This is a genomic window from Archangium violaceum, assembly GCF_016887565.1.
Lineage (GTDB): Bacteria > Myxococcota > Myxococcia > Myxococcales > Myxococcaceae > Archangium > Archangium violaceum_B.
Genome location: NZ_CP069396.1, coordinates 9,142,986 through 9,156,516, shown reverse-complemented (window position 1 = coordinate 9,156,516; position 13,531 = coordinate 9,142,986). Strand labels below are relative to the sequence as shown.

Below are 13,531 nucleotides of genomic sequence, written 5' to 3'. Positions count from 1 at the left end.
CCATGAGCCAACGCTTCCGCATCGACGGCTCCCAGCTCGTCCCCGACGAGCGCCAGGGCACGCAGCAGGCCGCCACGCTGGCGGGCCGTACGGGCTCGTACGTGTTGCAGCCCACCTCGCCGGACCTGCTCGTCTTCTCTCGCACCCCGGCCGAGGGCGGTGCGCTGGCCGCTCCGCGCGTGGTGCTGTCCGGGGACGCGGCCGGCTTCCCGCTGTCGGACCTCATCGCCTTCCTCAGCCAGTCGCGCTGGAGCGGCGTCATCCGCGTGCAGGCCCCCGGCGGCGAGCGCTCCGTCATCCTGCGCGAGGGCGAGGTGCGCGGCGCCACCTCGGATGTGGTGGCCGACAGGCTCGGCGAGGTGCTCGTCCGGCTGGGCTACGTGGAGCGTTCCCAGCTGGAGACCGTGCTGCGCGAGCAGCCCCCCTCGAAGATTGGCCGCACCCTGGTGGAGCGCGGCCTGCTCCAGGCGCACGACCTGTTCAAGTGCGTCACCCACCAGGTGAGCGAGATCTTCCACGCCATCGTCCTGTGCCGCGAGGGCAGCTTCTTCCTCGTGGACCAGCCGGTGGAGGACAAGCTCGGCCACAACATCCAGCTGTCCACGCAGAGCCTGCTGATGGACAGCATCCGGAAGATCGACGAGCTGGCGCACTTCCGCAAGCGCATCCCCCACAGCCGCCTCTACGTGCTGCGCAAGGGGCAGATGAACGCCAAGCTGGACGCGGACGAGGACAAGGTGCTGGCCCTGGTGGACGGCCGCCGCACGCTGTTGGACCTGGGGCAGGCCTCCCGGCTGTCCGAGTTCGACGTCACCAAGGTCGTCTACGGTCTGCTGGAGGGCGGCTTCGTGCAGCTGTCCGACAAGCCCATGGGCGGCACGGCGCAGTCGCTGTCCGGCATCCCCGCGGTGCGCCCGAAGACCTTCATGGGGATTCCCGTGGTGCGCCCATCCTCCACCGGCATCCCGGCGGTGCGGGTGTCGCAGTCCGGGCTGCGCGCCATCACCCAGCAGGCGACCCAGACGCCGGTGCTGGACGTGCGCGAGGTGGTGCGCGTCTTCAACCGCATCTTCCGGGAGATCGCCTCCGAGGTGTCCAAGCAGGGCCTGGCGCGCGAGTTCATCGCCTCGGCCAACGCCGCGCTCTCGGGACAGGCGCTGTCCTCGTCGCCCGTGCTGGCGGGGCTGGCCTTCGCGCAGGACGGAAGCCTGCAGGACGCCCGGCTGGTGGAGTCCTACGAGCGCTACCGCGCCACGCTGGGGCCGGAGCCACTCGCCGCCTTCCGGCAGGCGCTCAGCGACGTCATGTTCTTCCTCCTCTTCCAGGCGGGTGAGTTGCTCGAATCCCGCGCGGACGAGGACCTCGCCCGGCGCGTGAAGGACATGCTCGCCACGCTCGGCGGGTCATGAGCGACGCTCGGCTCCCCCGGCTGACGGAGGACGTGCCGGGGTGCGGTGGCGCCTTCAAGCTCGTCCCCGAGGACTTCGAGGTGGAGGAGCTCCCCGCCTACCAGCCCTCGGGGGAGGGGGAGCACCTCTACCTCTGGGTGGAGAAGCGCGGCCGGGACACCCGTGAGCTGGTGCGTGCCCTGGCCACCGCGCTGGGCGTGGACGAGGGAGAGATAGGGGTGGCCGGCATGAAGGACCGGCAGGCCATCACCCGGCAGCTGCTCTCCGTGCCCGCGAAGGCCGAGCCGCGTGTCCCGGACTTCTCGCTGGAGGGCGTGCGCGTCCTGTGGACCCGGCGCCATGGCAACAAGCTGCGCACCGGGCACCTGCGGGGAAACCGCTTCCGGCTGCGCCTGAGGGGCGTGCGGGACGTGGGGGCGGCGCGCGAGAGCTTCTCCCGGCTGGGCGCCCGGGGCGTTCCCAACTACTTCGGCGAGCAGCGCTTCGGGCGCGAGGGCGACAACGCGGATTTCGGCCGCCTGTTGGTGCTGGGCCAGCGGCTGCCGCGCCGTCCCGACAAGTTCCAGCGCAAGCTGTACCTCTCGGCCTTCCAGTCCCGCCTCTTCAACCGCGCCCTGGTGGACCGGCTGCGCGCGGGCACCTTCGACACGGCGCTCCTCGGGGACGTGCTGCGCAAGGAGGAGACGGGTGGCCTCTTCGTCTGCGAGTCGCCCGAGGTGGACGGGCCCCGCGCGGCCTCCTGGGAGGTGAGCCCCGCCGGGCCCCTCTTCGGGCCGAAGATGACGGCGGCCGCCCACGCCGTGGCCGAGGCCGAGGCGAAGCTGCTCGCCGACGAGGGTGTGACGCTGGACGACTTCAAGCGCGGAGGCGACGAGACCCAGGGCGGGCGCAGGCCCTACCGGGTGCGGCTCTCCAATCCCTCGCTCGAGGTGGAAGGGGAGGACGTGGTGCTCTCCTTCGAGCTGCCCAAGGGCTCCTACGCCACCGAAGTCCTCCACGAGCTGCTCAAGGACGGGTGAAGACCCCCGCCCCGGCGTTCGCTCATGACCGCCGTGGTGGGGTGGTGGCATCGTACGGCGCATGCGCCGACTCCTTCCACCGTTGGGTGCAGCGCTCCTGCTGTCCTCCTGCCTGTCCGGGCCCTCTCACGTGGGAGCAGCTTCTCCACGGGAGGGAACGCCCATCACCCTCGGGGTGAAGCACACCTTCCACTCCACCGTCCTCGGGGAGGAGCGTGGCTTCCTCGTCTACCTGCCGCCCGGGTACGACACCTCCTCGGAGCGCTACCCCGTTCTCTACCTCCTGGATGGCGATGCGTACTTCCACCACGCCACCGGCGTCGTGCGGTTCCTCGCGGAGAGCCATCGCATCCCCCGGATGATCGTGGTGGGGGTATCGAACACGGATCGCACGAGGGATTTCACCCCGCCGGTGTTGGAAGGCTTCCGGAGGCCTGGGGACACCTCCCAGCGGACCGTCGCGGAGTTGCGTCCCACCGCCGGAGGCGCGGAGCGGTTCCTGCGCTTCCTGGAGGAAGAGCTGGCTCCGCGCATCGAGTCCCGCTACCGCACGCAGCCGTACCGAATCCTCGTGGGGCACTCGTTGGGCGGACTCTTCGCCGTGCATACGCTGATGAACCACCCGCGGAGCTTCCACGCCTACATCGCCATCAGCCCGAGCCTCTGGTGGAACGGGAGCGAGCTCGTGAGCGGCGCGGTGCGGTCCCTCGAGCGCCTGCCCCCGCAGGAGCGCTTCCTCTACATGAGCATGGGGGACGAGTGGGACGACATGCTGGAACCCATCCAGCGGCTCGCGAGGACGCTCGAGCAGGCCCGGCCGGAGCGGCTGGTGTGGCACTACTCCTTCCTCGCGAACGACCATCACGGCAGCACCCCCCTCCGGACGCTCTACGATGGACTGGAGGCCCTCTTCGAGGACTGGCGCATCTCCGAGCCGCTCATGCGCGCGGGCGACCTGGAGAAGGTGGAGGCCAACTACGTCCGGGTGACGAAGCGGCTCGGTTACGAGCTCCATCCTCCCGAGGAACTGCTCAGCCGCATGGGGTACCAGCTGCTGGAGAGTGGCAGGGTCGATGCCGCTATCACCGTCTTCCGGCGCAACGTCGAGCTGCACGGCGACTCTCCCATCGTCCACGACGGCCTGGGAGAGGCCCTGGAGGCCGCGGGCCAACTGGATGCGGCGCTCGAGTGCTACACGCGCGCCATCCAGCGTGGCATCCAGACCGATCGCGTGCACCCCATCTTCCAGCAGCACCTCGAACGGGTGTTGCGGAAGCTGGCATCCCCGCAAAAGGAAGAGGGTGCTCGCGGCCCGGAGGTCACGGCACCCTCACCCTGACCCTCTCCCGGGGGAGAGGGGATTACTGCTCGATGATGTTGAACTCGGTGCGGCGGTTCTCCGCGCGGCCCTTCGCCGTCCCGTTGGTGGCGATCGGCTTCTCCTCACCGTAGCCCACGGCCTCCATCCGGCCCGGGTCGATGTCGCGCTTGATGAGCTGTGCCATCACCGCGTCCGCCCGCGACTGCGACAGCTTCAGGTTGGCCAGATCCTTGCCCAGCGAGTCCGTGTGGCCCTCGATGCGGATCTTCTTGATGGTCGGCATGTCGCGCAGCACCTGCGCCACGTCGTCGAGGATGCTGAAGCTCTCCTTGCCGATGATCTTCGCCGAGCCGGACGCGAACTTGATCTGCTTCTTGATCTCGATCTTGCCCTTCTTGACCACGACCATCTTGTACTTCTTGGCGCACCCGCGCTCGTCCTTCACGCCGGGCTCGTCCGGGCACACGTCCACGCGGTCCGGGATGCCGTCCTTGTCGGTGTCCGGATCCGGGCAGCCGCGCATCTCCTTCGGGCCGGCCTGCTCCGGGCACACGTCCATGCGGTCCACCAGGCCGTCGCCGTCCTTGTCCGGATCCGGGCAGCCACGCAGCTCCTTCGTGCCGGCCTGCTCGGGGCACACGTCCTGACGGTCCACGACGCCGTCGCCGTCCTTGTCGTCATCCGGGCAGCCGCCGTTCTCCAGCGGGCCGGACGTCACCGGGCAGCGGTCGATGCCATCGGGGATGCCGTCGGCGTCGTTGTCCAGGTCCGGGCAGCCGTCCTCGTCCTGGAAGCCGTCCTTGTCCTCGGGCTCCTCCGGGCACTTGTCCTGCGAGTCCTCGGCACCGTCCCCGTCCTTGTCCGTCCGGGGGCAGCCCAGGTTCTGGATGGCGCCCGCGGCGTCGGGGCACTTGTCCGAGCTGTCGATGAGGCCGTCCTGATCATTGTCCGGATCCGGGCAGCCATCCTCGTCCTGGTAGCCGTCCTTGTCCTCGGGCTGGTCGCGGCACTTGTCGACGTTGTCGGAGACGGTGTCGCCGTCGCTGTCCTTGGGCGCGTCCTCCGGGCAGCCCTGGTTGGACAGCGGGCCGGGCGTGAGCGGGCACTTGTCGTTGCCGTCCAGCACCTCGTCCTTGTCGTTGTCCGTCTCGGGGCAGCCGTCCGAGTCCTCGAAGCCGTCGCGATCCTCGGCGCGGTCCGGGCACGGATCGTCCTTGTCGAAGATGCCGTCGCCGTCGGAGTCCCGCTCCTCGATCTGCACCACCACCTGCTGCGAGGGCTTGGGGGTGATCTCCACCTGCGAGGGCGTCTGGTTGGGCTGGGTGGGAGTGTCCGGCTTCTCCTTGACCAGCACCTTCTGGGGCGCGCAGCTCCGGGAGGACTCGAGCGCCTTCTTGATGGCGGTCTCGGCGGTGCGGATGTGCTCGGAGGCACGGTAGCTGGTGCCCTGGCTCAGCTCGCCACGGGCGAAGTCGAGGTGGGCCTCGGCGGTGGCGAGGTCCACCGGGGCACAGCGCATGGCGCCACTGCGGCGCGCGCGCTCGATGTCGGCCTGGATGACCTCGGAGTCCGCGCGGACCTTGTTACCACTCACGCAGGCCGCGGAGAGCAGGAGCAGCGAGGAGGCGAAGAGACGTCGCATCGGGAGGGGGCTCTCGCGTCAGGGGTTGGGGCTGGAAGGAGGAAGTTCGTCGCCGTTGGCGTTGGCCATGGCCCGCTGACGGGCCTCGGCGGCGAAGCGGGCGGCCTTCTCTGCGAAGTCCACACCCGCCTGGTAGTCGGAGTAGCTGACTTCCTCGCGAGCCTTGTGGATGTAGAGGTTGGCGGCCGTCCACTCGTAGGGGGCCAGCTTCTCGGCGCCAGCGGTGCGCGCGGCCTGGATCTGCACCTCGGCGTCCAGCAGGTGCGAAGTGGACCTTACGGGACCACAACCGGCGAGGGCTCCCGCCGCAGCCACCAGTACCAGGAGTCGCTTCATGGGAGGGGCCTCGGGATAAGGGCTGGAAGACACTGGCCCCGGTCGTATCAATCGCCTCGGGGAGGGTCAAGAATCGGGCACTCCCACATCCGCGAGGGAGGGAGCGGGCCGGGACGGGGTTTTGACAGCCTGGCGCGGGGCTTGTCATCGTGGCCGGCCGTGCGCACCCTGCCCGCCTGCCTGCTGCTCGCCCTCGCACTCACCTCTTCGTCCGTCCTGGCCGCGCCGCCCTCCGTGCAGAAGCGCGTGGAGCGCCGCGCGGAGACGGAGCAACTCGTCCTCCAGGTGCTGGAGGGGAAGCTGGCCGTGCCCACCGCCATCTCCCGGCTGCGTCTGCTGCGCGAGGAGCCCTACGCGGCGGGGATGATCACCCAGGCCCTCCCCCGGGTGCTGGAGCCCCGGCGGCTGCGGGACGTGACGGCCGTGCTGGCCGGGCTGGAGGTGCGCACGGCGGAGCCCACCCTGGTGGGACTGGCCCGGCACGAGGACGGGGCGGTGCGCATGTACGCCGTCCAGGGCCTGGGCAGGCTGCGCAGCCAGCGCACCGACGTGATGCTGCCCCTGCTGGAGGACAAGTCGCTCGGGGTGCGCCGCGAGGTGGCCCGTGCCCTGGGGGCCACGCGCAACCCCAAGGTGGGCGCGGCGCTCCTCACCTCGGCGCGCGCGGAGACGGATCCCCAGACGCGCGTCCTGCTGCTGGAGGCGGTGGGGGCCTCGGGTGACAAGAAGCAGGCGCCGGCCTTGAAGGCCTTCCTCGACGACAGCTCGGAGAGCACCCGCTTCTCCGCCGCCCGCGGGCTGTGCCTGCTGGGCGCCCCCGAGGGCTTCGACTTCTCGCGCAAGCTGCTGGCCTCGGAGGACAAGCTGGTGCGCCGCCAGGGCCTGGCCCTCTACGAGGGAATTCCGGTGAAGCAGTCCGCTCCCGCGCTCCGCCCGCTGCTGGAGGACAAGGACCGGACGCTCGCGGCCGGCGCGGCCCGCATCCTCTACCAGGGAGGCGACAAGACGATGATGGCGTGGCTGGTGCTCGCCTCGTGGAACGCCAAGGGCGAGGAGAAGCTCACCTACGAGAAGGAACTGGAGACGCTCCAGCTCGCGGACGACGAGCGCAAGGCCATCCTCCGCAAGGCAGGGGTGGTGAAATGAAGGCATTCGCCCTGGCCGGGGCGTTGCTCGCACACGCGCCCGCCTCCGGAACCTCCCCGGCTCCGGCCGCGCCCGGTACACCGGCGCGCAAGCCCGCCACGGCGCCGGTGGTGGTCTGGGCCTCGCTCAGTGAGCAGGAGCGCGCCGCCTTCATCTCCGAGGACTCGCGCCTCCCGCTGCGGGAGCGGCTGCTGCGCGTGAGCGAGCGCTTCCTGGGCACACCCTATGTCCACTCTCCGCTGGGGGAGGGGAGCGGGGTGGATCCGGACCCGACCTTCCGGCTGGACGCGGTGGACTGCCTCACCTTCGTGGAGCAGGCGATGGCCATGAGCATGGCCCGCGCCGATGCCGAGGTGGCGAGGCTGCTCGAGCGCCTCCGGTACGCGAACACCCCCACCTACGAGGACCGCAACCACCTGATGGAGGCCCAGTGGCTGCCCAACAACCAGCGCAAGGGCTTCGTGGCGGACGTGACGCGGCGCTACGGCGGTGAGGACACGGTGCGCGTGCAGAAGGCGCTCACCGCGCTCACCTGGACGTCTCGCTCCTCCATGGCGCTGGGCCTGGACAAGGCGCACCAGCCGCGAGGCACCTACAGCCTGGACATGATTCCGCTGGACAAGGTGATGGCGCACGCGCGCCAGGTGCCCTCGGGCACCATCCTCGTGGTCCTGCGCGAGGACCTGCCGCTGAAGGCCACGCGGGTGACGCACCTGGGCTTCGTGGTGCAGAAGGGCAAGCGCACCTGGCTGCGCCACGCGCGCCGCGGCCTCGACGGCAACGGCCGCGTGGTGGACGAGGACCTGGAGACCTTCCTCGCGCGCAACGCGAAGTACGACAAGTGGAAGGTCTCCGGCGTGAGCCTCTACGAGGCCCGCAACCCCGACTCGGGCAACGGCGAGCTCGTCAGCTCCCCCTGACGGCATCACTTGCCGCCCATGCGCCCTCAGCCGCCGCTCGCTTGTAGACGTCTACAAGCGATGTGTGTCTTGGGGGTACACGACTTCCAGTCGACTGGAAGTGGTGCACTCGAGGAGTCGCTCAGATGCCTCCGGGCGGAGGGGAGGTGGCTTCCGTCGCGAGCTCCTCCTCCTCGGCGGCGCGGGCGGCCTCGTCGGCGGTGGCGTCCAACTCGGCCTTCTCGAGCGAGAGCAACTGGACGGAGCGCTCCAGGAACTCCTCGCCGACCATGATCTCCCACCAGGGCTCCAACACCCCGGTGGTGAGGACGTCCACGGAGCCGGTGCGACGCGGCCGGGCGAAGACGGGGATGTTCTTGCTCTCCAGCAGGCGGACGTAGTCCTCCGCGGTCAGAGGATCCTCCGCCGTGGCCGCCCGGACGAACTTGCGGGTGTCTCCCTCGCTGGGCAGCGGGATGTGGCGCTGGCGCATGGTCTCCGCGTCCACCAGCGCGCTGCCGGGGCAGTCGGCGCACTCCTTCACGCCGTCCTGGTACTCCGAACCGCACTGCATGCAGTACTTCATCGGGCCTCCCTCCAGGAACCACACCCTGGCAACCGGGCTCGATTTTAGCACGTACCGCCTCAGTGCCTGGCTGCTTCCCCCAGACTTCCCACCGCCGCTGACAAGCGCTCGACATCAATGGGCTTGCGCAGCACCACGTCACAGCACTCGGAGTCCACGTTGGTGTAGCCGGACACGAGGATGACGCCCGCCTTCGGCTGACGGTTCTTCACCTCGTGGGCGAGCTCCGTGCCACACATCCCCGGCAGGGACTCGTCGGTGACCACCACGTCGGGGTGACCATCCTCGAAGGCCCTCAGCCCCGAGACACCATCCGGCGCCGTGATGACGTCGAAGTCCACCTCGAGGAGTTCCGCGAGGAGCTCCCGGCTGTCGCCGTCGTCCTCGACCAGCAAGACCTTGATTCGCTCTCCCATGCGACTGAGCAACCCCAGTGGCGGGTGAAATCGTCCACGACCGACCGGCGCTCCACTCCTCGTCAGGAGGGCGGGCGAGGGAGCTCGTACGAAAGCCGCTCACCGAATGCTCCCGGGCTGACCATTTTGAAGGCCCAAGGGGAGGTGACGGCATGAAGGTGTTGATGCGAGGAGTCCATCTGGATTTGACCGACTCGTTGCGGGACTACGCCAACCAGCATCTGGTGGACCCCATCGCCAGGTACATCGATGACGAGGCGACCGAGATCGAGATCGCCCTGGTGGACATCAACGGTCCCAAGGGGGGCGTGGACCAGGAGTGCAGGGTGACGGTGCGGATGCCTGGGTTCTCGGGGATTCACATCACGGAGACCGCGGAGACCATGTTCCAGGCGATCGACGCGACGCGTGATCGTCTGGAGAAGACCGTCAAACGCACCGTGGAGAAGCGACGGGAGGCGAGCAGCCAGGGCCTGCCGGACGACGTGCGCTTCTAGCGGGCGGGCGGAGCCCGGACCCCTGGTTGGTGTCCGGGCTCCCAGGCGGACCTGCCCCGATTCTTGCTGGCCCCGAGCGGTGGAAGCTATAAGCGGGACTCTTCACCCCGGGCTAAAGGTCGGCGATGGTCCGCTTCAAGTTCTTCCTCTTCGCGCTCCTGGTCCTCGGACTGGGGTTGGCTCATCTCCCCCTGCTGTCGGGACCGCTGAGTGTCCGGGCCACGGAGGGCGCTTCGGCGCCAACCCTGGCGGCCATCTCCGAGGTGTCCCGAGCGCTGGAGGCGCGTCGGCTCGTGGTGCAGGGACTGGCGCTCAAGCTGGCGGCGAGTCCGGACGTTGCTTCCGCGGTGCAGCCCCAGGTGGTGCCGCTGCCCAGGGGCAAGGGCATCCGCATCGTGGAGCCGCCCGCGGACGAGCGTTTCGCCGGCCTGCGCTCCGCCGCCCAGGGGCTGGTGCCCGAGGCGCTCAAGGGCTCCGTCGTCCTCGCGCTCTCCACCAACGACGGCTCGCTGTACGCGCGCGCCGACGGTGAGCCCGCGTCGGATGACAAGCTCAACGTGCAGGAGCTGCTCAAGGCGGGCAGCGAGGGCGTGGTGGTGGACGCGTTCGACGCGACCCATGTCTTCTTCTCCGTGCCGGTGCTGTGGAACGCCGAGGGCGGCCGCTCGCAGGTGGCGGCGACCGTGGTGGTGGGCGCGCCGCTGGGGGTGGAAGAGAAGGCCCTGGAGTCCGCGGCCCTGTCGTCCGGCGTCGCCGCGCTCGCGGTGGTGAAGGGCGACAAGGTGGTGGGCTCGGCTGGAGCGCAGAAGGCGCTCGTCGACGAGGCCCTCAAGACATTGCAGGTGGGCCAGGTGGGCCACGTGGTGCAGCGCGGTGGCGTGCGCGGGCTCATCGCCCAGCTTCCCCAGGTGAAGCTGCCGCTGCTGACGCAGGCGGATGACTTCAAGGGCGGCGAGGCTCCGCTCGCGGTGGGTTCGCGCAAGGCGCTGGACGGAGGCTACGAGGTCGTGGCCGTGTCCAGTGTGCGGCCCTTCATGAGCGCGCTGGCGGACTACCAGCAGACCGCTTTCTTCGGCCTCGCGGGCCTGCTGGGCTTCTCCCTGGTGTGGACGCTGGTGATGGGCTCGGGCCAGAGCGCCTCGGCCGGGGCCGCCCCCGTCAAGAAGGAAGAAAAGAAGAAGAAGAAGGGCAAGAAGGGTCAGGAGGAGGACAGTGAGCCGGCTCCCGCGCCCGTCGCGGCGCCGCTCCCCCTTCAGGCCACGCCGGAGCCGCCCGTGCCCGGCCCGGACGACTTCCCCTTCCCGGCGGCCCCCGCCTCCGCGCGGCCCATGCAGGCGGAGGCTGCTCCGGCGGGAGACGCCTTCCCGTTCCCGCCGCCTCCGGCTCCCGGCGCGGACCCGTACGCGGCCCAGGCGCCCGCCCCGGACGCCTTCCCGTTCCCCCCGGCTCCGGGCGTGGACCCGTATGCGTCGCAGACGGTGCCCGGGAACGATCCGTTCGCCGCGCGGCCCGGGGCGGACGCCTTCCCGTTCCCTTCGGCGGATGCTCCCCCGGCCCCGGGCGTTGCCTCGGCGGCGGCCCCTCGGGGTGCGTTCGCCTTCGAGGACCAGCCGACGGCGGCCTACACGCTGCAGCAGGCGGCGGATCCGTTCGCGGCGGCCGCGGCACAGGCCGGACTGCCGTCCTCGGACTTCGGCGGCGACGACTCTCCTCCCGAGAGGACCCGCGTGGCGGCCATCCCTCAGGAGCTGCTGGCTCGCGCGGCCCGTCCCGCGACGACCGAGATTCCCGTCCAGCGCGGCCCCGGGCACCCGGGAGTGGCCGCTCCGTCGTTGGCGCCCACGCCCGTCATGGGCACGCCGATGGCCGGCATGGCCATGCCGCCGCCGCCTCCTCCTCCCAGCGGCGCGATCGCCTGGTCCGAGGAGCAGCACTTCCAGGACGTCTTCCGGGAGTTCGTGGCCACGCGTGAGCAGTGCAGCGAGCCCAACGATGGCCTGACCTACGACAAGTTCGTGGCCAAGCTGCGCAAGAACAAGGAGCAGCTCGTCCAGAAGTACGCCTGCAAGACGGTGCGCTTCCAGGTGTACGTGAAGGAGGGCAAGGCCGCCCTCAAGGCCACGCCCGTCAAGGACTGACGCGCGGCGCGGACGAGAACTGTCGTCTTCAGAGGGCTCCAGGTCCACGTGACCTGGGGCCCTCTTCTTTTTCCTGGTAGCTCTGGCGCCTCGCTTCCGGAGGGAGAGCACATGAAGGTGGGCTTCATCGGACTGGGGAACATGGGCCAGCCCATGGCGAGCAACCTGCGCGCCGCGGGGCACGAGCTGGCCGTCTACAACCGCTCGCGCGAGAAGGCCGAGCCGTTGCGCCAGCAGGGCGCCCGGGTCGCGGACTCGCCGGCGGACGCGGCGCGCGGGGCGGAGGTCGTCTTCTCCATGCTCGCGGATGACGGCGCGGTGGAGGGGGTCGTCTTCGGAGACACGGGCTTGCTGGTCGGGCTGGGTCGGGGGGCGCTGCACGTCTCGTCGAGCACCATCTCGGTGGCGCTCTCGGAGCGGCTGACCGAGGCGCACGGGAAGGCCGGACAGCGGTACGTGTCGGCGCCGGTGTTCGGCAGGCCGGAGGCGGCACAGGCGAAGCAGCTCTGGGTGCTGGCCGCGGGCGCGAAGGAAGACGTGGAGCGGTGCCGGCCGCTGCTGGAGGCGGTGGGACGCGGGCTCACGGTGCTCGGCGAGCGCCCGTCCGCGGCGAACGTGGTGAAGCTGTCGGGCAACTTCCTGATCGCCTCGATGACGGAGGCACTCGGGGAGGCGTTCGCGCTGACGCGCAAGTCGGGCATCGAGCCGCAGGTGTTCCTGTCCCTGTTCCAGTCGGTGTTCGCGCGCTCGCCCATCTTCGAGCGCTACGCGGAGCTGATCGCCAGGGAGCAGTACGAGCCCGCGGGCTTCAAGCTGCGGCTGGGTCTCAAGGACGTGCGGCTGGTGCTGGAGGCCGCCGGTGCGGCGGAGGTGCCGATGCCGCTGGCGAGCCTCGTGCGGGACCACTTCCTCGAAGGCGTGGCCCGGGGCATGGGGGACAAGGACTGGGCGGCGCTCGGGGCGCTGGCGGCGGAGCGGGCCGGATTGGACGAGCCCGGCTCGAAGTAGGCCCCGAGGGGGCTCAGGTGGACTCGGGCTCCTCGCCCTCGGCGGGGGGCACCGGCGCGCCATTCCCGGCTCGGCGCCTGCGTGCGAGCGGCGTCAGCTCCGGGCCCAGGCCCAGGACGAAGGTGTGACCGGCCGTGCCGCTCGCGCCCTCGAGCGTCTGCAGCACGCGCAGCTCGAGCAGGGACGGGTTCTGCTCCACCATCCTCGCGGCGTTGGCCAGGTTGCGCAGTGCCGCCGACTCGCCGCGTGCCTTCTCCAGCCGCGCCTGTGCCTCCTTCTTCGCCTTGAGGGCCTCGGCGAAGGCGCGCCGCAGGTCCGCGGGCAGCATCACGTCCTTCACCTCCACCGCCTCCACGGAGAGCCCGAAGGCGCGCGCCTCGCTGGCCACCCGCTCGCGCATCCGCTGCCCCAGGTCGAGCCGCCCCGACACCAGCTCCTCCAGCGGATGACGGGCCACCTCCTCGCGCAGCGCGAGCTGCACGGCCATGTAGAGCGCCTCCACGAAGTTCTGCACGCGGTGCAGGGCCTGCTCGGGGTCCGCCACGGCGAAGCGCACCGCGACGCTCACCTTGAGCCCCACCTGCTCCAGGCTGAGCACGTCCTGGCCCGGCACGGTGAGGGAGCGCTGGCGCACGTCCACCTGCTGCGTGCCGCGCCCGGCGCGCGGCACCCGATGGGCTCCCGGCTTCAACACGCGCGCGAAGCGCCCCTGCCGATAGAGCAGGGTGACGAAGCCCTCGGGGACGACCACTTTCAGCACGAGCAGCTTGTAGGCCACCACGCCCAGGACGAGCGCCACCATCGCCAGCGGGAAGAGTCTGAACATGTCCACCGGTGCACCTCTTTCGGAACAAGACGCACGCTCCGGGGGCCCCGGCGGACCGGCGGGGGTTCTCCACCCGCATGGCCGTTCCGCACGGTGCGTCCGAGGACGCTGGCCCCCGGAGCAGCCGTTGGGGAGTTGAACCCCGGCCTTTACAGGCTTCCAGGAAGGGGAGACCCCGATGCAGGACACCCCCGGACGATGTCCGCGGGCGCTGGAGAGGCCTCCCCAGCGGCAGGGACGCACCCGGGGTGGAGGCCTGACACGCACGCGAAAAAGGAGCGCCGCCTC

General features: G+C 70.5%; 13 protein-coding genes. 8 read left to right on the top strand and 5 right to left on the bottom strand.

Going from position 1 to position 13,531, the window contains the following annotated elements; genetic code table 11:
• Window positions 1-2: 2 nt before the first annotated feature.
• The 3 genes from JRI60_RS36490 (at window position 3) to JRI60_RS36480 (ending at window position 3,767) form a co-directional block, all read left to right on the top strand.
• Window positions 3-1,409, top strand: a complete 1,407-nt coding sequence (locus tag JRI60_RS36490; RefSeq protein ID WP_204220534.1) for a DUF4388 domain-containing protein — start codon at window positions 3-5, stop codon at window positions 1,407-1,409.
• Entirely contained in the window at window positions 1,406-2,428 is a 1,023-nt protein-coding gene (gene truD / locus JRI60_RS36485) for a tRNA pseudouridine(13) synthase TruD (RefSeq protein WP_204220533.1), read from the top strand. The genes JRI60_RS36490 and truD overlap by 4 nt, the downstream gene beginning before the upstream one ends.
• An 82-nt stretch (window positions 2,429-2,510) precedes the next feature.
• Entirely contained in the window at window positions 2,511-3,767 is a 1,257-nt protein-coding gene (locus JRI60_RS36480) for an alpha/beta hydrolase-fold protein (RefSeq protein WP_204220532.1), read from the top strand.
• 22 nt (window positions 3,768-3,789) lie between these two features.
• Here the strand turns inward: JRI60_RS36480 and JRI60_RS36475 are convergent, their stop codons facing one another.
• Window positions 3,790-5,391, bottom strand: a complete 1,602-nt coding sequence (locus JRI60_RS36475) for an OmpA family protein (protein WP_204220531.1) — start codon at window positions 5,389-5,391, stop codon at window positions 3,790-3,792.
• 18 nt (window positions 5,392-5,409) lie between these two features.
• Window positions 5,410-5,727, bottom strand: coding sequence for a DUF4398 domain-containing protein (locus tag JRI60_RS36470; protein ID WP_204220530.1), 318 nt, complete (start codon window positions 5,725-5,727; stop codon window positions 5,410-5,412).
• A 159-nt stretch (window positions 5,728-5,886) separates the two neighbouring features.
• Between JRI60_RS36470 and JRI60_RS36465 the strand changes: the two genes are divergently transcribed.
• Together JRI60_RS36465 and JRI60_RS36460 are read left to right on the top strand one after the other, a co-directional pair.
• Window positions 5,887-6,873, top strand: coding sequence for a HEAT repeat domain-containing protein (locus tag JRI60_RS36465; protein ID WP_239469924.1), 987 nt, complete (start codon window positions 5,887-5,889; stop codon window positions 6,871-6,873).
• Window positions 6,870-7,793: an N-acetylmuramoyl-L-alanine amidase-like domain-containing protein gene (locus JRI60_RS36460; RefSeq protein ID WP_204220528.1), complete on the top strand. Its 924-nt coding sequence runs from the start codon at window positions 6,870-6,872 to the stop codon at window positions 7,791-7,793. Before JRI60_RS36465 ends, JRI60_RS36460 begins: the two co-directional genes overlap by 4 nt.
• Window positions 7,794-7,914: 121 nt before the next feature.
• On the opposite strand, the gene JRI60_RS36455 is transcribed toward JRI60_RS36460, so the two are convergent.
• Together JRI60_RS36455 and JRI60_RS36450 are read right to left on the bottom strand one after the other, a co-directional pair.
• Complete coding sequence (locus tag JRI60_RS36455) at window positions 7,915-8,358, bottom strand: DUF2007 domain-containing protein (RefSeq protein WP_204220527.1); 444 nt, start codon at window positions 8,356-8,358, stop codon at window positions 7,915-7,917.
• Between the two features lie 59 nt (window positions 8,359-8,417).
• Complete coding sequence (locus JRI60_RS36450) at window positions 8,418-8,774, bottom strand: response regulator (protein ID WP_204220526.1); 357 nt, start codon at window positions 8,772-8,774, stop codon at window positions 8,418-8,420.
• Window positions 8,775-8,926: 152 nt separating this feature from the next.
• Here JRI60_RS36450 and hpf point away from each other — a divergent pair, with 152 nt between their 5' ends.
• From hpf to JRI60_RS36435, 3 genes are all read left to right on the top strand, one after another.
• Window positions 8,927-9,271: a ribosome hibernation-promoting factor, HPF/YfiA family gene (hpf, locus tag JRI60_RS36445; RefSeq protein WP_204220525.1), complete on the top strand. Its 345-nt coding sequence runs from the start codon at window positions 8,927-8,929 to the stop codon at window positions 9,269-9,271.
• 125 nt (window positions 9,272-9,396) lie between these two features.
• On the top strand, window positions 9,397-11,409 hold the full coding sequence (locus JRI60_RS36440) for an MXAN_5187 family protein (RefSeq protein ID WP_204220524.1): 2,013 nt from the start codon (window positions 9,397-9,399) through the stop codon (window positions 11,407-11,409).
• A gap of 111 nt (window positions 11,410-11,520) precedes the next feature.
• Entirely contained in the window at window positions 11,521-12,417 is an 897-nt protein-coding gene (locus JRI60_RS36435; RefSeq protein WP_204220523.1) for an NAD(P)-dependent oxidoreductase, read from the top strand.
• A gap of 13 nt (window positions 12,418-12,430) precedes the next feature.
• Here the strand turns inward: JRI60_RS36435 and JRI60_RS36430 are convergent, their stop codons facing one another.
• Window positions 12,431-13,243: a slipin family protein gene (locus tag JRI60_RS36430; RefSeq protein ID WP_204220522.1), complete on the bottom strand. Its 813-nt coding sequence runs from the start codon at window positions 13,241-13,243 to the stop codon at window positions 12,431-12,433.
• Window positions 13,244-13,531: the final 288 nt, after the last annotated feature.